Here is a 20361-nt window from a genome sequence, read left to right as displayed (position 1 = left end):
ATGCAGCTAAGCGTTTATGTAGCAAAAGCCCAGGAAGTGTACGAGGGGCTGGATATGGGGGCGGCGATTGATCTGATGCGCCAGGGTTTTATCGCCATGCAGCAAGGGCGTATTGACCAGCCCTTGCGCACGATTGTGCGCAGCCATTTGTCCAGCGGCTTTCTGGGCATGATGCCTGCCTGCATCGATATGCCGGAGATTTATCCCGAGCCTTTGTACGGTGCCAAGATGGGCACCCTGTTTCCAGACAATGTGCGCCTGGGTAAAGACCCCCATCAAGGCTGCGTGCTCTTGATGAGCGGCTTGACTGGCGAGACTCGTGCCATTCTGGACGCCAGCAGCGTGACGGCCTTGCGTACCGCAGCGGTCAGTGGCCTGGCCACCGACATGCTGGCGCGCCCGGATGCCAGCGTGCTGACCTTGTTTGGCGGCGGGCATCAGGCCTTGTGGCAGTTGCGTGCCGTGGCGCAAGTGCGTCGCTTGAGCAACGTATTTGTGATTACTCGCTCTGCACCGTCGGCTCAGCATTTTATTGAGGAAGCTCAGGCGTATCTGGATTGCCCCTTGATAGCCGGAGTCTCGGCCCAAGAAGCCGTGTCCCAGTCGGATATGGTACTGACGGCCACCAGCTCTGCCACACCTGTCTTGCAGCGCGAATGGCTGCGCCCTGGCACGCACATCACCGCCATGGGCTCCAGCACACCTGCCAGCAGCGAGCTGGATGGACCCACCATGACGGCAGGCCGCTTGTTTGTGGACCGTGCGCAATCGACTCGTAACGAGTCGGGCGAGTTCTTGAATGCGTGCAAGCAGGGTTACTTGTCGGCGGATACCGAGTTGAACGAGCTGGGTGCCGTCCTGGAGGGACAAGCCGCAGGCCGCATCAACAACGAAGAAATCACGATTTTTAAATCCTTGGGATTGGCATTCGAGGATGTACTGACGGCGGCCGCCTTGTTAAGCCGTCATGCCGCGCAAGGGAATGGACGAGTAGTAGAACTTTAATAGCGTCATCAAGAGGTAGGGAGACAAGTAATGAAAAAGAAATGGGCGCAGGTTTTGCTGGGAACGGCGTTGACATTGGCAACAGGCATGTCTGTTGCCAGCAAATTGCCGGACACCATACGTTTGGTCGTGGGCTATCCGGCTGGTGGAACAGCGGATGCCGTCGCGCGGGTGTATGCCGAGCAACTGCGTGAAAAGTTGGGTGTGAATGTGGTGGTGGATAACCGTGCAGGTGCGGGTGGGCAGGTTGCCGCTCAAGGTTTTTTGCGCTCGCCTACCGATGGCTCGGTGCTGCTGGTCGCCAATAATCACATGATGACCACCCTGCCCCTGACGGTGAAAACGGTCAACTACGATCCCATGAAGGACTTTGCGCCGGTGGCGGTGATTGCCAAGTTCGAGCATATCTTTGTGGTGGGGAAAACCACGCCTGCCAATACCTTGCAGGAGTACGTGGAACTGGTGCGCAAGGAACCGGAAAAGTACGGCCACTATGGCATTCCTGCTCCTGGCAGCGCTCCCCAGTTCATGGGCTACAGCATCGCCAAGAAGAACGATATCCAGATGTCCCCCGTGCCTTACAAAGGGGGCGCACCCTTGATCAACGACCTGCTGGGAGACCATATCCCTGCCGGCGTGGATGCTGTGGGCATGATTACCGAACACGTTGCTGCTGGCTCGGTGCGAGTTCTGGGAATTACGGGTGAAGCGCGTCTGCCTATCCTCAAGGACGTGCCGACCTTTGTAGAGATGGGCTACGGGGATCTGAAGGCTTCGGGCTGGATGGGGATTTTTGCCCCGCTGGGCATGGAGCCGGAGATGGTCAAACAGTTCCAGGATGCCTTCAATGAAGTGGCCAAGCTGCCACGCATTGAAAGCGCGATTGTGCCGATTGGCTTTCGACCCGAGTCAGGCGATGCTCAGGAACTGTCCCGCATTGTTCAGGATGATCTGGATACCTGGGGACCCATCATCAAGGAATCGGGGTATTTGCAGCAGTAAAACTCAGGGCTTTGGTGCAGACGGCTGCTTGGGATGGGCGGTGTCCATCAAGCCCGATGAGTGCAGATTAGCGTTTCGACCCGGTTCTTATGGGACATGGAGAGCAATGGCCAGTCGCAGCTAACAGGGCAAAACGTGTTAGCGCAGAAAAGCCGGAATGCGGGCCTGATGCCAAATCAGGTCCGCTTTTTTTTGGCGATTTCAAAAAGGGAACCGGCACTTTCAGAGTCTGTTGGTTGTGTCTCGTGTGAGGCCAGCTTTTGGGCGGCATTTCCTTATCAGAAAGAGGCCTCGTAGCCCGAAAAGGGAGCTGGTTATTTATGTGCTGAGACATCGAATTTTCGGTGCGTAGGCAGTCTGTGGGTAGCTGAAATACCTCTGGTCCACCCCTTCAAAGAGCACTTGAAGGATGCCATCAAGATTGGGCTGGCGAACAGGTTTCGACTGGGCTCAATCATCCGTGAAAACTACTGAAAATCAATTAAGTGACTGATAGATAACAATAAAAAATTATTTTAAGTCTGTAGGGAATTCCCTATATTTTATTTATTGGCTAGTCAGTTAATAATATTTCAAACTAGAAATAATCAATCAGTTAATTAAAAACCAAGGAAGGAGATACAAGGTGCGCAAGACGATATTGACGATGGGGTTGCTCATGACGCTGGGTGCTGCGGGGGCCGTGCAAGCGCAAACCATCAAAATTGGTGTGATTCAGCCTTTGACCGGGTCGGTGGCCTACAACGGGGAGGCTGATGTGAATGGCTCCAAGTTGGCTGTCAAAGAGCGAAATGCTCGTGGCGGGGTCCTGGGCAAACAGGTTGAACTGGCTATTGAGGATGGAGAATGCCAGCCCTCCAAAACCGTGAACGCGGCTGAAAAACTGATTCAGAAAGACAAGGTGCCAATTATTTCCGGCGCCTTTTGCAGCTCCGCCACCATTGCGGCTATGAGCGTGGCGCAAAAGTACAAAGTGCCTCTGCTCTCGGGCGTGTCGTCAAAAAGTGATTTGACCGAGCGTGGCAATGAGTGGTTCTTCCGCACCGCAGAAACCGATGGTTTGCTGGCCCATGCCTTCGCAACGATTCTGGTCGAGCAGCTCAAGCTGAAAAAAATCGCCTACATCGGGGTGAATGATGACTGGGGCCGGGGCGGCATGGAGGAGTTCTCCAGCCAGATCGAAGCCCTGGGCGGTGAAACCGTGCAAAAGTTGTATTTCGACCATGGCACCACGGACTTCTACACCTTGTTGACGCGGGTACGGGCCGCTAAACCGGATGGTGTCTTTGTGGCAGCCGAAACTCAGGACGGCTCGATTCTGGTCAAACAGATGAAGGAAGTGGGTCTGGAGAGTCTGATTTTCGGCGTAGGCAGCTGGGCGACCGCGGACTTTGTGAATCTGGCCGGCTCTGCATCAGAAGGCATTCATGCAGCTGTTCCTTATGCCCACACCTTGCAGCGTCCCGAAAATCTGGAGTTCGTGCAGTCCTATCAGAAAGAGTATGGCGAGCTGCCTGGCAAGTATTCGGTAGCTGGCTATAACGCGATGAACATCATCATGGACGCGATCGAACGCGCAGGGGAAGCCGATCCGGACAAGATTCGTCTGGCATTGCCGGCCACTGATTACAACGGCCCCAATGGCAACTTCAAATTCAACGAAAAACGCCAGGGCTACGGCTTTGATGCCGTGCTGGTGAAGCTTCAAGGCGGGCAGCCGGAAATTGTTGCTCAGGCAAAGGTAACGGCGGACTAAGAGCACGATGAGCTGCGGATTTTATCGTTTGATGAGGGGGCATTGTGTTTGATTTATTGCTGCAGTTCATTGCCAATGGACTGGTGAACGGGACGTTTTACGCGCTGTCGGCTCTGGGTCTGACCCTGATTTTTGGCTTGATGCGATTGGTGAACTTTGCCCATGGCGAGTTCTACATGATCGGTGGCCTGCTGGGATGGTTGGTGACCCAGCAACTGGAGCTGAACTTCTTTGTGGGCCTGGCGCTGGTCATGATGATCGTCGCGGTGTTTGGTTGGCTGCTGGATCGCTTCCTGATTGCCCGTATCCGGGACAAGGGCCCGGAGCCTGGCATTTTGCTGACTATCGGTTTGTCGATTTTCCTGACAAATACCGCCTTGATGATCGTGGGTACGGCACCTCTGAAAGTGGTGGCGCCGGTGCCTAATACTCCCCTGTTTTTGGGACCGATATTCATCACCGAGGTGCGCGTTTTTGCGATCGGGATGTCTATTGCGGCCATCGTCGGCGCACGCCTTCTGATCCAGAAAACCCGCTTGGGTAAAGCCATGCGGGCCACGTTCCAGGATTCGACGGCGGCCAGTCTGGTCGGTATTAATACCGCCACGATCTACGCCTCCACTTTCGCCTTGGGTGTAGTTCTGGCGGCAACCTCGGGCATGTTGCTCAGCTCCATTTATGTCGCGCAGGCTTCGATCGGTGGCCTGATCAGTTTGAAGGCCTTTGTGGTGGTCATTCTGGGCGGGATGGGCAATTTCGGTGGAGCCATTCTGGGTGGCTTGATCCTGGGCGTGGCAGAAGCGCTGTGGGGAGGTTATGTGCAAACGGGGACGGCGGACATGGTGGGCTTTGCCCTGGTTATCTTGATTCTGTTCTTCCGCCCCTATGGCTTGTTTTCGGTTCGAGCGGAGCGCGCGTAAATGAAAATAGAACGTCACTTTATGGTGGGCTTCCTGGCCTTGTCGGCGTTGCTCGCTGGTTTTGTGCAGAACGATTATTTGCTGCATATCCTGGTGCTGGTGTTGATGTATAGCGTGCTGGCCAGCAGCCTGAATCTGATCATTGGCTATGTAGGGGAATTCCCGCTAGGTCATGTGGCATTTTTTGGCCTGGGCGCGTATTCGGTCGCCATTTTGAGTTCACCTGCGGTGGGCTGGCCTGTCACGGTCACCATTGCTGCGGCGGCCTTGATTGCCGCAGCAGCGGGTTACGTGATTGGGCGTGTGACTTTGCGTCTGAATGGGCCCTTCTTTGTCATTGTGACCCTGGCCTTTGCCGAGGTCCTGCGCCTGCTGGCCAATAACTGGGTGGACCTGACCAATGGCCCGATGGGCATCTCGGGTGTGGCTCATCCTGCCTTGCTGGACATGTCGCCCTGGCTGGCTGGCAAGCGGGGTTTTGTGGTGATGGGCATTGTGCTGGCCGCCATCACTTTCTACATCTGCTACCGCCTGGTGCATTCCAGTGCAGGCCGTGCTGCTGTCACCCTGCGAGAGAACAACTACGTGGCTCAATCGGTCGGTATTGATCCTTTTCGCTACTCGCAGTTTGTCTTTGTAGTGGCGGCCTTTCTGGCGGGGATTGCCGGGGCCTACTACGCCAGCTACATCAGCTTTGTAGGGCCAGAAGTCTTCGGTTTTCCGTTCACAGCGACCATGATCATCATCGTTTTGCTGGGTGGTAAAGGCACTTTGCTGGGGCCGATCGCCGGGGCCATCGTGGTGGCCTTGCTGGAGGAGTATTTACGCGAATTCAAGGAATTGCGCCTGTCCCTGTTTGGGCTGATCGTCATGGCCTCGGTGCTGTTTGCTCCGGATGGAATCATGGGATTTGTGCAGCAGCGTTTTCATCATCTATTTGGGAGGACGCGTCATGCTTGAAGTGTGCGGTCTCAGCAAATCCTTTGGCGGTATTCATGCGGTCCAGGATATTGATTTCACCGTTCCTGCCGGGCAAATCGTCAGCTTGATCGGGCCTAATGGCGCTGGCAAAACAACGTGCTTCAACCTTATCACCGGCTTCTATCAGCCTACTCGTGGGCGGGTGTTGTGGGATGGCAAAGAGGTCACGGCCAGCAAGCCTTATCGCATGGCACAGCAGGGCGTCATTCGCACTTTTCAAAAGACCAATGTGCTGCGGGCTCTGAGTGTTTTCGACAACCTGGTCCATGCCCATTATTTGGCTGATCGGGCACCCTTGTGGCGCACTTTCTGGCCTAGCAAAGAGCAGGCAAAAACCGAACAGGAAATCATCGTCTCGGCCCGCCGTATTCTCGATCAGATTGGCCTGGCCAAGCGTGCTGATGTCCTGGCCAGTTCCTTGTCTTGCGGCGAATTGCGACTGCTGGAGGTGGGCGTTGCTCTGGGCGCCAAACCCAGGCTGCTGATGCTGGATGAACCAGCGGCAGGACTCAATACCCACGAGGCAGAAGGCTTGGCCGACCTGCTCAAACAGCTGCCTGGGCAGTGGGTGGAGTCCATTTTGCTGGTAGAGCACAACATGGGTCTGATCATGCGTGTGTCTGACCAGATCGTGGTCATGAATTTTGGCAAAAAACTGGCAACGGGTACACCGGCAGAGATTCAGGCCAATGAGCAAGTGTTGGAAGCCTATATGGGGAAAGCGGCATGAGTAAACAGGACATTGAACCTTTATTGGCTTTGCAGGATGTGGTGGCGGGTTACGGCAATTTGACGGCCTTGCATGGCGTCAGCTTGCATGTGCAGCCTGGTGAGGTTGTGGCCATTCTGGGAGCCAATGGCGCCGGAAAATCCACCACGCTCCGGGCAATCTCCGGCCTGATTCGCCCTACTTCCGGCCAGATCACCTGGAAAGGACAAGTGATCAGTGGTCGTAGCCCTGAACATATTCTGAAGCTAGGTTTGGCTCACTGCCCTGAAGAACGGCATGTGTGGCCTGAAATGACCGTTGAAGACAATCTGGATCTGGGCGCTTACCTGATCAAGTCCAAGACTGAAGTGGAGCGGCGTAAAGGCATTGCCTTTCATCGCTTCCCGCGCCTGAAAGAGCGATACAAGCAACTGGCAGGCACGCTTAGCGGCGGGGAGCAGCAGATGCTGGCGATTGCTCGGGCATTGATGTCAGAACCGGAGCTGTTGATTCTGGACGAGCCCTCCTTGGGGCTCAGCCCCAAGATGGCTTTGGAGGTTTTTCAGGTGGTGCGGGACATCAGTGAGCATGGCGTGTCCATTCTGGTGGTGGAACAGAACGTGCATAACGCGCTGAACGTAGCCAGTCGAGCCTATGTGCTGGAGACAGGGCGTGTTATTGCAGAGAAAGACAGCGCCAGCATGCTGAAAGATCCTGAACTATTGAGTGCTTACCTGGGAGGCTGATGATGAGCATGAACAAGACGACTGAACTCCCATCGCGACTTAGCTATGGCGCTCATGTCCACGCTAACGGCATCCGGCAGCACTACTTGCGTTATGCCGGTCCCGGACCCGCTTTGGTGCTGGTGCCGGGTATCACCAGCCCTGCTCCCACCTGGGGGTTTGTGGCAGAGCGTCTGGCCCGGCATTTTGATGTGTATGTGCTTGATGTACGTGGTCGTGGTCTTTCTCAAGCAGGCGCAGATCTGGATTACGGCGTGAATGCTTGCGCGGATGATCTGTGCGAGTTCGTTCGGGAACTGGCACTGGAGTCGCCCATTTATGTGGGGCACTCCATGGGGGCGCGCATTCTGTTGCGTGCGGCCAGCCGAGGGCTGGCCAAGGGGGCCGCCATGGTGCTGGTGGATCCGCCAGTGTCCGGCCCAGGGCGACGCCCCTATCCGGCGAATATCGCCTGGTACACCGATTCCATTGCACAGGCTCAACAAGGTATGAGCGCCGAGCAGATGCGGCAGTTTTGCCCGACCTGGACTCCCGAGCAACTGGCGCTGCGCGCCCAGTGGCTGCACACCTGCGATGTGCGCGCGGTGACGGACAGCTACGAGTGGTTCCACACCGACGATGCGTTCCCGGACTTTAGCCAGCTCAATGACTGGAAGGTGGCCCTGATGGTGGCGGGCAAGGGGGATGTCATTCGCGATGAGGATAGTAAAGAGGCGCAGTCCTTGAAGCCCGACTTGCAGGTCTTAGGTGTGCCAGGCGCCGGGCACATGATTCCCTGGGATGACGAGGAAGGCTTTTATAGCGCATTGGGCACCTTTCTGGGCCTTACCTTTTAACAAGAAACAGGAGTGGAAGATGGCTGTATCTGATCATCAAATGGTTCAGGCCTGGAACGAGGTGCTGAGTCTTTCTGGAGTGAAGCCGGGGCAGATGGTCACCATTCTGACCAGTTTGCATACTCATCCTCAAACCTTGGCTACAGCCAAGCTGGCCGTGGCGGCCTTGGGGGCAACCCAGATGCAGGTGGATTTGCTGCCTGTAAACGCAGAAAAAGCATTGAGCCGCGACCTTTTGGCTTACTTGGGCACGACCCCGTTGACGGGTAATCCAGCCGCGATTGCCGCCCTCAAGGCCAGTGATTTGGTGCTGGATCTGATGACTTTGCTGTTCTCTCCCGAACAGCATGAGATTTTGCAGTCTGGCACTAAAATTCTCCTGGCAGCCGAGCCGCCCGAGGTGCTGGTGCGTATGGTGCCGTCCTTGCAGGATAAGGAGCGTGTGGAGCGTTCGGCACAGGTGCTGAAAGGGGCTCGTGAAATGCGGGCTACGTCCAGGGCTGGAACGGATCTGGTCATGCCTTTGGGTCAGTACCCGGTGGTAAAGGAATACGGCTTTGTGGATGAACCGGGGCGCTGGGATCACTGGCCTAGCGGTTTCATCCTGACCTGGCCAAACGAGGGGCAGGCTCATGGTCGCATCGTGATTGATCGTGGCGACATTTTATTGCCCATGAAGTCCTATACGGCTGATCCCATCATCATGACGGTCGAGAACGGTGTGGTGACCTCGATTGAAGGCGGGCTGGATGCCGAGCTGCTGCGCGAATACATGGCCTCGTTCGACGATCCTGAGGCTTACGCCATGTCCCACATAGGCTGGGGCCTGCAGCCTCGTGCTCACTGGTCCACGCTGGGCCTTTACGACAAAGAGCAAACCCTGGGCATGGATGCCCGTGCCTACGCAGGCAATTTTCTGTTCTCCTTTGGCCCCAATAATGAAGTTGGGGGCGACCGCACAACGGCTTGCCACATTGATATTCCGCTGCGTGCCTGCACCGTGACGGTAGATGGTCGCGAGACGGTGCGGGAGGGCAAAGTGGTAGAGGAGTTGGCATGAGCAGCCAGAGTGTTTACGAGCGACAGGGATTTGGGCAAGGGCTGGAGCTTGAAGGCAATGTCGGGCTGTTAATTGTGGATTTCGTTAATGGTTTTGCCGACCCCCAGGCATTTGGTGGTGGAAATATTCTGGAAGCCATTGAGCAAACGCGTACGGTTCTGGCGGATGCACGGGCACAGAACTGGCCGGTGGCACACAGCCGCATTGTCTTTGCCGATGACAGCGCCGACCGCAATGTATTCGGTCTGAAAGTCCCCGGTTTGGTGCAGCTACGAGAGCACAACCCGGCCAGTGCCATTGTCGATGCCCTGAAGCCTGCACCGGGTGAACTGGTCGTGCGTAAAACGGTTCCATCGGCCTTCTTTGGTACTGCCTTGGCTGCCTGGTTTGCAGAGCGGGCGGTGCAGACTTTGCTGATTGCTGGCGCAACGACCAGCGGGTGCGTACGTGCTTCCGTCGTGGATGCCATGTCCTGCGGCTTGCGCCCTTTTGTCCTGGCAGATTGCGTGGGTGACCGAGCCAAGGAGCCTCATGATGCGAGCCTGTTTGATATTCAACAGAAGTACGGCGAGGTTCGTCCGTATGCAGACTTGCGTCCTTTGCTGGTGATCTAGGCTTATCAGTTTTTTTGCGTATTTATTATTTATTTGTTTAATTAATTGGGGAGGTTTGGGCTTCTCAGGGCCCAAACACCGAGGATGTACAGCATGAAAAAAACGTTGAAAGTAGGTGTGATAGGCGGTGGTATTGGTGGCGTGACTTTGGCAGCAGCCCTGGAGCAACGCGGCATCGAAGTACATTTGTTTGAGCGTGCAGCCGCCTTTGGAGAGGTCGGTGCCGGGATTCAAATGACTCCGAATGCGGTCAAGGTGCTCAACGCTTTAGGTGCCCACGATGCGCTGGCCAAGGTTGGTTTCTTGCCCGAGGCTTTGGTGGGGCGTGATTGGTCCAGTGGAGAGGAAAGCTTTCGTATCCCTTTAAAGAGCGACTGCCCGAAGCTGTATGGGGCGGAGTTCTTTCACGTGCATCGCGCGGACCTGCATCATTTGCTGACCGAGCTTCTGGATACAACAACGGTCACCTTCAACACGCAGTGCACCGGGGTGTCGCAGCAAGATGGCAAGGCGGTGGCACATTTTGCTGACGGATCTAGCTTTGAGGCTGATCTGATTGTGGGGGCTGATGGTGTACGTTCGGAAGTACGTCGTTCCATCTTCGGGGAGGAGGAACCCAAGTTCACCGGCAATATGTGCTACCGGGCCGTTGTGCCCTTTGATGAAATGCCTGATTTCGTCGCACCTGAGTCTTCCTTCTGGCTGGGTCCTAAAAGCCACGTGGTGACCTATTACGTAAACGGCGGCAAGGCCGTCAATATTGTGGCGGTGAATGAAACGGCCAGCTGGGTGGAGGAGTCCTGGAATGCGCGCAGTACCCAGCAGGAAATGCTGCAGGATTTCAAGGACTGGCACCCCAATATCGTCAAGCTGTTCGAGCGTGTGACGGATGTCTATCGCTGGGGGCTGTTCGATCGTGACCCTATGACTAAATGGTCGTCGGGCCGTGTGACTTTGCTGGGCGATGCGGCGCATCCCATGCTGCCCTTCCTGTCTCAGGGGGCGGCAATGGCTATCGAGGACGCCTACGTGTTGGCGGTTGCGCTAGCCGCTTTGCCAGATGATCTGGACACCGCTTTGTCGCTTTATGAAGCAGAACGCTTGCCACGTACCAGCCGGGTGCAACTGGAAGCACGTGAGCGCGGCCGCACCTATCACCTGTCCGATAGCGAAGCCAAGGCCAAGCGTGATGCCGAATACCGTGAGCAGCAGAAGAAAAACCCGCACGCGGGCGGCATCAAGACGGACTGGGTTTATTCATATAATGCTACTGACTTTCAGCCGAAAGCATTACAGGTTTAATGGGTAGGGCCGGAGGGAGCGTCTTGTTGTCGATACGTCAGTATGTTGAGAACCAGATTCACATCATTACCGGTCTGCAAGGCAGCCCGGTAGACTTTACGACGCCTGCGGGCGACCCCGGCTTGTTTGGCCCACAGTCGGCTGTGTGGCAAGTGCATGCAGATTTCACCTCCATGATGCTCGGGGGGATTTCTGCATTGTGTTTGCAGATGCTGGACCCGAAGGTTTTGGCCGGGGTCTGGGATCATTCCCGCTTTCGTCAGGATATGCAGGGGCGCTTGAGTCGAACGGCGCAGTTCATCTCGGCAGTCAGTTATGCGGGTACGGAGCAGGCTGAGCGTTGCATTGATCAGGTACGGCGGGTGCATGAGCACGTACACGGGTATTTGCCGGATGGCACGCCTTACGATGCCAATGACCCGGAGTTGCTGCGTTGGGTGCATCACACGCAGGCCTACTGTTTTCTGCAATCCCATATGCGCTGGCGTAATGCCAGACTGGCGCCAGAGCAGCAGGATCGCTATGTTGCACAATACTCGAAAGTTGCTGTGTTGCTGGGGGCGGATGGGCTGGTCATGGATGCGGCAAGCTTGAGGGAGCTGTTTGCCCAGGCCGGTCCGCAATTACGGGTTGATGCGCGAACCCGGGAAGTGGCTACAATTTTAATGTCTTCACATACCCTGTTTAAGGGGCCCAAGGCTTGGGTTGCCAGGGTGTTTCTGTTAGCGGCATTGGATATGTTGCCAGAGTGGGCTCAACGCTGTTTTGAGCATCGCCCCAGCACGGCATCCATGTGGTGGCGTCGCAAGGTGGTGAACAGCGTTGCTGGCGTCTTGCGTTGGGCCACACGTAACGGTTCCGTGCATCGGGCGCGGCGTCGCGTCGCCAATCTGGCTTAGCTGGTAGATAAGAATGAATCAAATTTTGAGGCAAATATGGGCCGTGTAACTTTGTCGTCGGATAGCTCCTGGGTCAAGCGGGATAAGCCTGGACGCCCGGAAGGGGTAGGTGACAACACGTCAGAGCGAATTCTGGACGCCGCCGAGGAAGAGTTTTCCGAGACTGGCTATGCCGGGACCACATTGCGCGTCATCGCTCAAAAGGCGGCTGTGACCCAAGCCTTGATCAACTACTACTTTGGTTCCAAGTACGGCCTGTTTGAGGCCGTGTTCATCCGCCGAGGCAAAACCATTTCCGATGAGCGTCTACGGCGCTTGCATGCCTTGCGCGATCAAGAGGGCAAGGTCCTGGTCGATGATGTGGTGCGCGCTTTTCTGGCACCCACGATCGCCTTGCGCGAGACGCCCGGAGGTCGACGCTTCTTGCGACTGCAAGCCCGTTTGCACACCGAGCCGGCCGAGATTTCCTACAAACTGCGTAATGAAGCCTACGACGGCTCAACCCGTGCGTATGTGCAGATTCTGGAAGAAATACTGCCCGAGCTGCAGGCCAAGGACGTGTACTGGCGTGTGGTCCTGATGATTGGGGCCTATATGTATGCCTTCTCCGATACCCACCGGCTGGAAGAGCTGGCGCCAGGTATCTGTGACCCCAACAATACCGACGAGATTCTTGAGCAGATCATTGCCTTTGTCTCTGCCGGTTTGCTGGCTGCGCCGGTTGTCTTGCCTGGCAAGGCTTGAACTGGACGCCTGCATGCCGACCAGGGACCCTGTTGAACTCTCTACTTTGAAATGACACTTGTCCTTTCTCGCCATCAGGGCCGACGCCAGCAAATTTTGCTGGCGTTTTCGTTTATTTAACCGGCGTACACAACTCCACCACAACCCGCTCTGGCGTCTGCACATAAGACACCATCTGTCCCCATGGCTTGTTCTGTGGTGGCGCCAGTTCCGTGCCCCCTTCCGCCAGTGCCTTGGCATGAGCTGCAGGCACATCGTCGCAGACCAGGGCGATTTCAATGGCTAGTGGCACGTCGGATGCGTGAGTCGACAAATGCCCTTTGGGGTAGTTCATGTAGGCCAGCATTTCCCCCGCAAAGGCCAAGGTGGTTTGGCCGGTTTCCAGCTCGCCGTACAAGCCGGTTTCATGCAGCATTTTGGTGGACAAACCAAACGCGCGGTTAAAGTAATCCAGTGCCTGGCCGACGTCGGGAACGTAGATGATGGTGTAGCCAAATTTCATGGTGGGGCTCGATAGGAAAACGCAGGGCCAGTGCAAAAAAAATCGGCTCCCCGATTGTAGATGGGGAGCCGATTCTTTGATGGCTTAAACAGCCCGGTCAGGGTTTAAAGCTGACCGCGTTTTGTCAGTTCTGCCCTTACACCGGCACCGTAGGCAGGGTCTGCCTTGGTGAAGTGGCCCAACTGACGTTCGATGATTTCCTTGGGAACACCCGCCATGGCGTCGGCAATATTGCTGAACAGACGCTGCTTTTCCTCGTCGTTGAACAGGCGGAACAGATTGCCGGGCTGCGAGTAGTAATCATCATCTACACGGTGATCCCAGTGATCTGCCGGCTGGCCGTCCAGCGCCAGAGGCGGCTCGCTGCGGGGAGCCTGTTGCCATTCACCCTGGCTGTTGGGCTCGTAGTTGATCGTGCCGCCGTTATTGTCGCCAGTACGCATGGCGCCATCGCGGTGGTAGCTGTGGAACGGGCAACGTGGTGCGTTCACCGGCAGCAGGCCGTGGTTCACGCCCAGACGGTAGCGCTGGGTGTCGCCGTAGGAAAAGATACGGCCTTGCAGCATGCGGTCGGGCGAGTGGCCAATACCAGGCACCAGGTTGGCAGGCGTAAAGGCGGCTTGCTCCACTTGGGCGAAGTAGTTGGTGGGGTTTTCGTTCAGTTCCAGCATGCCCACATCGATCAGCGGGAAGTCGCCATGTGGCCAGACCTTGGTCACGTCAAAGGGGTTGATGTGGTAGGTGCGCGCCTGCTCTTCGGTCATGATCTGAATGCGCAGCGCCCAGCGTGGGAAGTTGCCCTTTTCAATGTTTTCGTACAGATCGCGCTGCGAGCTCTCGCGGTCCTGGCCTACGACTTTGGCGGCTTCTTCGTTGGTGTAGTTGGCAATGCCTTGCTGGGATTTGAAGTGGAACTTCACCCAGTGGCGCTGGCCCTTGTCGTTGATCAGGCTGTAGGTGTGTGAACCAAAGCCATGCTGCTGACGCAGGTTACAGGGCAAGCCGCGGTCGCTCATCAGGATGGTGACCTGGTGCAGGGATTCGGGCGACAGGGACCAGAAATCCCAGGCAGCGCTCATGTTGCGCAGGTGGCTGCGCGGGTCGCGTTTCTGTGTGTGGATGAAGTCGGGGAACTTCAGTGGATCCCGTATAAAGAAGACAGGAGTGTTATTGCCCACGAGGTCCCAGTTTCCGTCTTCTGTATAGAATTTGAGGGCAAATCCTCGAACGTCGCGTTCTGCATCGGCGGCTCCTGCTTCACCAGCTACGGTGGAAAAACGTAAGAAAACGGGGGTCTGGCTGCCTGGCTTGAAGACCTTGGCCATGCTGTACTGCGTGATGTCGTGCGTGACGGTAAAGGTACCAAAAGCGCCCGAACCCTTGGCGTGTACGACACGCTCCGGGATGCGTTCACGGTCAAAGTGAGCCAGCTTCTCCAGCAGCCAATAATCCTGCATCAGGACAGGACCACGAGGGCCTGCCGTCATGGAGTTCTGGTTCTCCTCAACTGGGCGGCCAGCGGCGGTCGTCAGGGTTTTGTTGCTCATTGTGATTCTCCGTTGAAGCTGACCCGAACCGAGTGGGGCGGGTCGTTTTAAGAAGTTGAGATCAGTCTACTTGCCTGGGTGAAAATAGTTAAATCAAATGATTTTAGCGAACGAATAGCTTTTTGCTATTGAAAGGGGTTTTCATCCCGATCATAGCGGTAAGTAGAAACACAGAAAATGAAATTTCTACGATCGGGGCAGAGAGGAAAAGCTAATAAATGTGTGCACACAGTCTTTAAGCGCTGGGGGACAAGGCATTATTGGCGGGTAGTAGCGTTTAGTGCAATCGGGTAGATAACAGGCATAAAAAAACCCCGCTAAACGTAGCGGGGTTTTTTGTGTCAGAGCGAATTAGCTGTTGGCTGCTTTCGCGCTGTTCTTTTCGATCTGCACCATGATGTAGCGCTGCTGGGCAATGGACAGGATGTTGTTCACGCACCAGTACAGAACCAGGCCGGCGGGGAAGAAGAACATCATGCCACCAAAGACCAGAGGCATCAGCATCATGACTTTGGCTTGCATTGGGTCAGGTGGCGTTGGGTTCAGCTTGATCTGCAGGAACATGGTACCCATCATGATGGCGGGCAGAATCATCCATGGGTCGCGTGCGGCCAAGTCGTGAATCCACAGAATCCAGGGTGCACCGCGCATCTCGACGCTGCCCAGCAGCACCCAGTACAGCGCAATGAACACAGGGATCTGAACCAGCATGGGCAAACAACCACCCAGCGGGTTGATCTTCTCGGTGCGGTACATCTCCATCATGGCGGCGTTCAGCTTGGCCTTGTCGTCACCGAACTTCTCGCGCAGGGCTTGCATGCGTGGAGCAAATTGCTTCATCTTGGCCATGGAGCGGTAGCTGGCAGCCGACAGCGGGAAGAACACCAGCTTGATCAGCACGGTCAGCGCCACAATGGCCCAGCCCCAGTTACCCAGCAGGGAATGCAGCCAGGTCAGCAGCTTGAACAAGGGCTTGGAGATGATGGTCAGCCAGCCGTAGTCCACCACCAGGTCCAGACCGGTAGCCAGTTGCGACATGGCTTTCTGGTCTTGCGGGCCTACCCACAGGGCAGCGTCCACAGCCTTGCTCTGGCCAGCGGCGATCGAACCGACCGATTCCAGCGTGCGCACGGCGTACAGATTGTTGCCCAGCTTCAGGATCTCATTGGTGCGTTGCAGGTCCTGGGCAGGAACCCAGGCGGTTGCAAAGTAATGCTGCACCATGCCAATCCAGCCGTTATCCACGCTGCGAGCGTAGGCGGCCTTGTTCTTGTCGATGTCCGAGAAGGTGATCTTCTGGAACTTGTCGCCGCTGGAATAGACCACAGGACCGGTAAAGGTGCTGTACAGGCGGGAAGAGTCGGGTGGGTTGTTGCCGTCGCGAGTCAGTTGCAGGTACAGGCGTGGGTCAATGGCCGAGCCGGTATTGTTCTGGATGTCGTGACGAACCTGGATGTCGTAGCGGCCCTTGTGCAGCGTGTAGGTCTTGGTGACCTTCACGTCGTCCGAAGTGGCTTCAAACACGACGTCCAGCGTATCGCCCGTCATGCTGCGCTGGCTGGAGACCAGGGTGAACGGGGTCAGGTGGTTGGGCAGGTTCTGGCCGGCGGCACCCACAATACCGGACTGAGCCAGGTAGGTGGAGGCGGGCGAGTTATCCAGCAGCACCATGGGCTGTTCGGGGTTCTCGGGCGAACCGTACTTCAACAGCTCGGCCTTGATCAGCTGGGCACCTTCGGTGCTAAAGCCCAGCTTGTAGACGTCTGTCGTGATGTCGATGGTTTGCGCTGTGGCGGACACCGCGCTGTTGCTCGAGGGCAAGGCAGCAGACGCAGTCGGCTCTTGAGCAGCGGGAACACCACCATTTGCGGCAGGTTCGTCGGAGGCTGCTGGCGCTTGTGTGGTGGCTGGGGTGGAAGCGAACAGCGATGGCTTGCCGTTATATTCCTGCCAGTTATTCCACAGCAGCAGCAGTGCAAAGGAGAAGATCATCCATAGGATGGTGCGTCGGATATCCATAGCGCCTGTATCACATTTATAAAGCTGAGCAAAAGCTTAGCAGTTTAACGTAGCTGGTCGGCAAACAGGGGGTTGCCTTGAAAAACAAGGCGCAGACCAGGACGGTTTTAGAAAGTGTTGCGGTCTTCGGGCGTGCGAGCGGGCACAGGATCATGCCCTCCCTTGCACCAGGGATTGCAGCGGCAGATGCGTACACCACCTAGCCATAAGCCTTTGAGCGGGCCATGAATGTCAATGGCCTGCAAGGCATAGTTGGAGCAGCTGGGGGTAAAGCGGCAGTTTCTGCCGATCCAGGGACTCAGAAAAAACTGGTAAAAGCGGATCGGCGCCGAAGCCAGTTTGCGCATCATGGCCGTACCCTGGACAACAAGGTGGTGGCCTCATCGCGAACCAGTTGCTTCAAGACAGTCAGCGACACCAGGGGCACCTTGCTGTGCAGCCTAAAGACATAGGCGGCATTGGGCAAGCCTTCGCGTTTGTGGCGGAAGGTTTCACGCAAGATACGCTTGATGGTGTTGCGGGTGACGGCGCGGTTGGCAAAGCGCTTGGGGACGATCAGTCCCAGACGGGCGCCTTCGGTCTGGTGTGGATCTTCGCCACGAGAGCGAGTGACCACGAACAAAGCCCCGCGACCTACGCGTTGCCCTTTAAGAGACTGTGCGTATTCGGTGGGGCTATGTAAGCGAGCCGTAGCTGGAAAGGAGGCACGCATGATGCGTATCGTGGGAGTCGGGCTTTAGATAATAGATCCATCACCCTAGGCCCCGCATCCCGACATGGCTTATACAGCCAGACGTTTGCGACCTTTGGCGCGACGTGCGTTCAAAACAGCGCGGCCACCGCGAGTTTTCATGCGAACGCGAAAACCGTGGGTACGCTTGCGACGGGTAACAGAGGGTTGGTAGGTGCGTTTCATGGTGTATCCAAAAAAATGAGCCGCCAGAAATCGCAGAAAATCTCCACCCCGACAGCGCAAACGCTTGGGATCTGGCAACAGAAAATCGTGTTAAGCCCGTCATTTCAGCAAATTCTTTCTGTTGTGTCAATTATTTAGCCCGATATTACGCAACTAAATTTGTTAGCCTGTGGATAACTTGGCACAGCTCAGGGTAGAATCGAGGTTTACAGAAGTGATGACCGATGAATGAATTCTGGCAGTCCTGCGTTCAGAAATTGGAGCAGGAGCTTCCCCCCCAACAAATAAGTGCGTGGATACGTCCACTGGTTCCCCTGGACTTCGATAGCGAAGCCGGGGTGTTGCGCGTTTCTGCTCCTAATCGTTTCAAACTGGATTGGGTCCGCAAGAATTTCGCCACTCGTATCGAGGAACTGGCTTCGGATTTCTACGAATGTCCCGTTACGGTTCAGTTCGAGCTGCCTTCGGCCAGCGCGGCGCCGCGTCGCGCCCTGGCCGATCGTGCTGCTCCTGCGCCTGCAGGCAGCCCCGCCGGTGAAAACCTGGCCCCGCCTGTTGCCAACCCGGCCATGACGGCGGTGGTGGATGCGGTACAGGATCGTTCGCGCCTGAATGCCGAACTGACCTTCGACAATTTCGTGACGGGTAAAGCCAACCAGCTGGCACGCGCAGCAGCCTTGCAGGTGGCCGAGAACCCCGGTGTCTCCTACAACCCGCTCTTTCTGTATGGCGGTGTGGGTTTGGGCAAGACCCACCTGATTCACGCGATCGGCAATGCGCTGGTCGCCAATGGCAATGGTGTGCGGGTCCGCTATGTCCATGCCGACCAATACGTGTCGGACGTGGTCAAGGCGTACCAGCGCAAGGCGTTTGACGAGTTCAAGCGCTACTACCATTCGCTGGACTTGCTGCTGATTGACGATATTCAGTTTTTCGCCGGCAAGAACCGTACGCAGGAAGAGTTTTTCTACGCCTTTGAAGCGATGGTGGCTCAGCGCAAGCAGATCATCATCACCTCGGATACGTATCCCAAAGAGCTGGCCAATATTGATAGCCGCCTGATCTCGCGCTTTGACTCCGGCCTGACCGTGGCGATTGAGCCGCCCGAGCTGGAAATGCGCGTGGCGATCTTGCTGCGCAAAGCCCAGGCTGAAGGCATTGCCATGCCCGAAGAAGTGGCCTTCTTTATTGCCAAGCATCTGCGCAGCAACGTGCGCGAGCTGGAAGGGGCGCTGCGCAAGGTTTCGGCCTACGCGCGTTTCCATGGCCGCGACGTCCTGACGGTGGAAGTGTGCAAGGATGCACTGAAGGATTTGCTGTCGGTCTCCAATGGGCAGATCACAGTGGAAAATATTCAGAAAACCGTGGCCGATTTTTATAAAATCAAGGTCGCGGATATGTACTCCAAGCGCCGCCCCGCCAATATCGCCATGCCGCGCCAGGTGGCCATGTATCTGGCCAAGGAACTGACCCAAAAGAGTTTGCCGGAAATTGGCGATCTTTTCGGTGGCAGGGACCACACTACGGTGCTGCACGCGGTGCGCAAAATCTCGGATGCACGCACCAAGCAAGCCGAACTGAATCACGCATTACACGTACTGGAACAAACTCTCAAAGGATGACCATGCAACTCGTTCAAGCTACCCGCGACGCATTGCTAAAGCCCTTATCCACAGTAGTTGGCATTGTGGAGCGCCGCCATACTTTGCCGATTCTGGCCAACATCCTGCTGCGTAAAAACGGCTCTGATGTCTCTTTCCTGGCAACCGACCTGGAAGTGCAGATCACCACCAATGCTGATTTTGGCGTGGGTGAGGACAATGCAGCCACCACTGTGGCGGCCCGCAAGCTGCTGGACATTCTGAAAGCCCTGCCCGACTTTGGCGATGTGCGTCTGGGTCTGGACAGCGGCAAGCTGACCATCCAGTCCGGCAAGAGCCGCTTTCAGTTGCAGACTCTGGAAGCCGCTGATTTTCCAGTGCTGAACCTGCCCGAGCAATGGGACGTGTCCTTGAGCATGCCTCAGCGTACCTTGAAGCACCTGTTCAATACGGTGCACTTTGCCATGGCCCAGCAAGACATCCGCTACTACCTGAACGGTATGTTGCTGGTGTTTGAACCCGGTCTGGTACGTACGGTTACCACGGACGGTCACCGTCTGGCTCATAATGCCACCGCAATTGATGGCGTGCAGGAACGTCACGACATCATCGTGCCTCGCAAGACGGTGCTGGAAATGCAGCGTCTGCTGGGCGATACCGACGATCTGGTCAATATTGACGTGTCCAGCCGTCAGATCCGTTTCCGTTTTGGCGATGTGGAGCTGGTCTCCAAACTGGTTGAAGGCAAATTCCCCGACTTTGCGCGTGTGATTCCTTCCAACTACACCCGCCACTTTGATGTCAGCCGTGAAGTGCTGCAAGGCAGCCTGCAGCGTGCTGCCATTCTGACCACCGACAAACTGCGTGGCGTGCGACTGCAACTGTCGCAAAACCAGTTGAAGATTTCTGCTTCCAACGCTGAACAGGAAGAAGCCGTCGAAGAGCTGGATATTGATTATGAACACGAAAGTCTGGACGTTGGCTTTAACGTCAGTTACCTGCTCGATGTGTTGGCCAGCATCAAGGACGAAACCGTCCGCTGGTCTGTGCAGCCCGATGCCAACGCCTCCGTGTTGATGACGCTGCCCGAGCAAGAAGACTTCAAGTACGTGGTCATGCCGATGCGCATTTAATGCGGCATGTTCGACTGGTATGGCCCGCCGGGCCATACCCGCTTGAAGCAGACAGGCTATTACAAGGTT

General features: G+C 56.2%; 21 protein-coding genes. 15 read left to right on the top strand and 6 right to left on the bottom strand.

The features are described from left to right. From Q9R35_RS12650 to Q9R35_RS12590, 13 genes are all read left to right on the top strand, one after another. Complete coding sequence (locus tag Q9R35_RS12650) at positions 1-1005, top strand: ornithine cyclodeaminase family protein (RefSeq protein ID WP_109089798.1); 1005 nt, start codon at positions 1-3, stop codon at positions 1003-1005. Positions 1006-1035: 30 nt separating this feature from the next. After that, on the top strand, positions 1036-2007 hold the full coding sequence (locus Q9R35_RS12645; protein WP_311219945.1) for a tripartite tricarboxylate transporter substrate-binding protein: 972 nt from the start codon (positions 1036-1038) through the stop codon (positions 2005-2007). 625 nt (positions 2008-2632) lie between these two features. Beyond that, complete coding sequence (locus Q9R35_RS12640) at positions 2633-3763, top strand: ABC transporter substrate-binding protein (RefSeq protein WP_226791423.1); 1131 nt, start codon at positions 2633-2635, stop codon at positions 3761-3763. Between the two features lie 44 nt (positions 3764-3807). Further along, on the top strand, positions 3808-4683 hold the full coding sequence (locus Q9R35_RS12635) for a branched-chain amino acid ABC transporter permease (protein WP_311219944.1): 876 nt from the start codon (positions 3808-3810) through the stop codon (positions 4681-4683). Next, positions 4684-5643: a branched-chain amino acid ABC transporter permease gene (locus tag Q9R35_RS12630; RefSeq protein ID WP_045930453.1), complete on the top strand. Its 960-nt coding sequence runs from the start codon at positions 4684-4686 to the stop codon at positions 5641-5643. Next, positions 5636-6394: an ABC transporter ATP-binding protein gene (locus Q9R35_RS12625; RefSeq protein WP_042485129.1), complete on the top strand. Its 759-nt coding sequence runs from the start codon at positions 5636-5638 to the stop codon at positions 6392-6394. The genes Q9R35_RS12630 and Q9R35_RS12625 overlap by 8 nt, the downstream gene beginning before the upstream one ends. Beyond that, entirely contained in the window at positions 6391-7119 is a 729-nt protein-coding gene (locus tag Q9R35_RS12620) for an ABC transporter ATP-binding protein (RefSeq protein WP_063690094.1), read from the top strand. The genes Q9R35_RS12625 and Q9R35_RS12620 overlap by 4 nt, the downstream gene beginning before the upstream one ends. 2 nt (positions 7120-7121) lie before the next feature. Continuing rightward, positions 7122-7955, top strand: a complete 834-nt coding sequence (locus tag Q9R35_RS12615; protein WP_404977951.1) for an alpha/beta fold hydrolase — start codon at positions 7122-7124, stop codon at positions 7953-7955. Between the two features lie 19 nt (positions 7956-7974). Beyond that, the gene (locus Q9R35_RS12610) at positions 7975-9015 is read left to right on the top strand and encodes a 2,5-dihydroxypyridine 5,6-dioxygenase (protein WP_311219943.1); all 1041 of its coding nucleotides are present in this window, start codon (positions 7975-7977) and stop codon (positions 9013-9015) included. Further along, entirely contained in the window at positions 9012-9629 is a 618-nt protein-coding gene (locus Q9R35_RS12605) for an isochorismatase family protein (RefSeq protein WP_060186798.1), read from the top strand. The genes Q9R35_RS12610 and Q9R35_RS12605 overlap by 4 nt, the downstream gene beginning before the upstream one ends. A 93-nt stretch (positions 9630-9722) precedes the next feature. Then, positions 9723-10931: an FAD-dependent monooxygenase gene (locus tag Q9R35_RS12600; protein ID WP_311219942.1), complete on the top strand. Its 1209-nt coding sequence runs from the start codon at positions 9723-9725 to the stop codon at positions 10929-10931. A gap of 23 nt (positions 10932-10954) precedes the next feature. Further along, positions 10955-11830: an oxygenase MpaB family protein gene (locus Q9R35_RS12595; RefSeq protein ID WP_035269503.1), complete on the top strand. Its 876-nt coding sequence runs from the start codon at positions 10955-10957 to the stop codon at positions 11828-11830. Positions 11831-11866: 36 nt separating this feature from the next. Beyond that, positions 11867-12574 carry a TetR/AcrR family transcriptional regulator gene (locus tag Q9R35_RS12590; protein WP_035269502.1) on the top strand — a complete coding sequence of 236 codons (708 nt, stop codon included), beginning with the start codon at positions 11867-11869 and terminating at the stop codon, positions 12572-12574. A 112-nt stretch (positions 12575-12686) separates the two neighbouring features. Here the strand turns inward: Q9R35_RS12590 and Q9R35_RS12585 are convergent, their stop codons facing one another. The 6 genes from Q9R35_RS12585 to rpmH all read right to left on the bottom strand — a co-directional run bounded on the left by Q9R35_RS12585 (position 12687) and on the right by rpmH (position 17558). Continuing rightward, positions 12687-13076 (bottom strand): VOC family protein, encoded by a 390-nt coding sequence (locus tag Q9R35_RS12585; RefSeq protein WP_060186797.1) that lies wholly within the window; start codon positions 13074-13076, stop codon positions 12687-12689. A gap of 104 nt (positions 13077-13180) precedes the next feature. After that, positions 13181-14623, bottom strand: a complete 1443-nt coding sequence (locus Q9R35_RS12580; protein ID WP_115634667.1) for a catalase — start codon at positions 14621-14623, stop codon at positions 13181-13183. A 351-nt stretch (positions 14624-14974) separates the two neighbouring features. Beyond that, the gene (gene yidC / locus Q9R35_RS12575; protein WP_045930460.1) at positions 14975-16642 is read right to left on the bottom strand and encodes a membrane protein insertase YidC; all 1668 of its coding nucleotides are present in this window, start codon (positions 16640-16642) and stop codon (positions 14975-14977) included. A 107-nt stretch (positions 16643-16749) separates the two neighbouring features. Beyond that, positions 16750-16992, bottom strand: coding sequence for a membrane protein insertion efficiency factor YidD (gene yidD, locus Q9R35_RS12570; protein ID WP_035269485.1), 243 nt, complete (start codon positions 16990-16992; stop codon positions 16750-16752). After that, entirely contained in the window at positions 16989-17354 is a 366-nt protein-coding gene (locus tag Q9R35_RS12565; protein ID WP_042485108.1) for a ribonuclease P protein component, read from the bottom strand. Before Q9R35_RS12565 ends, yidD begins: the two co-directional genes overlap by 4 nt. A 69-nt stretch (positions 17355-17423) precedes the next feature. Further along, positions 17424-17558: a 50S ribosomal protein L34 gene (gene rpmH, locus Q9R35_RS12560; protein WP_003800771.1), complete on the bottom strand. Its 135-nt coding sequence runs from the start codon at positions 17556-17558 to the stop codon at positions 17424-17426. A gap of 224 nt (positions 17559-17782) precedes the next feature. On the opposite strand from rpmH, the gene dnaA reads away from it, so the two are divergent. Beyond that, positions 17783-19180: a chromosomal replication initiator protein DnaA gene (gene dnaA / locus Q9R35_RS12555; RefSeq protein WP_009461437.1), complete on the top strand. Its 1398-nt coding sequence runs from the start codon at positions 17783-17785 to the stop codon at positions 19178-19180. Positions 19181-19182: 2 nt separating this feature from the next. Then, positions 19183-20292 carry a DNA polymerase III subunit beta gene (gene dnaN / locus Q9R35_RS12550; RefSeq protein ID WP_009461439.1) on the top strand — a complete coding sequence of 370 codons (1110 nt, stop codon included), beginning with the start codon at positions 19183-19185 and terminating at the stop codon, positions 20290-20292. Positions 20293-20361 lie beyond the last annotated feature (69 nt).

Source organism: Alcaligenes sp. AB3 (assembly GCF_031844565.1).
GTDB lineage: Bacteria > Pseudomonadota > Gammaproteobacteria > Burkholderiales > Burkholderiaceae_B > Alcaligenes > Alcaligenes faecalis.
Note: the sequence above shows the minus strand (reverse complement) of the source record. Positions and strands in the feature narration are given on the sequence as shown.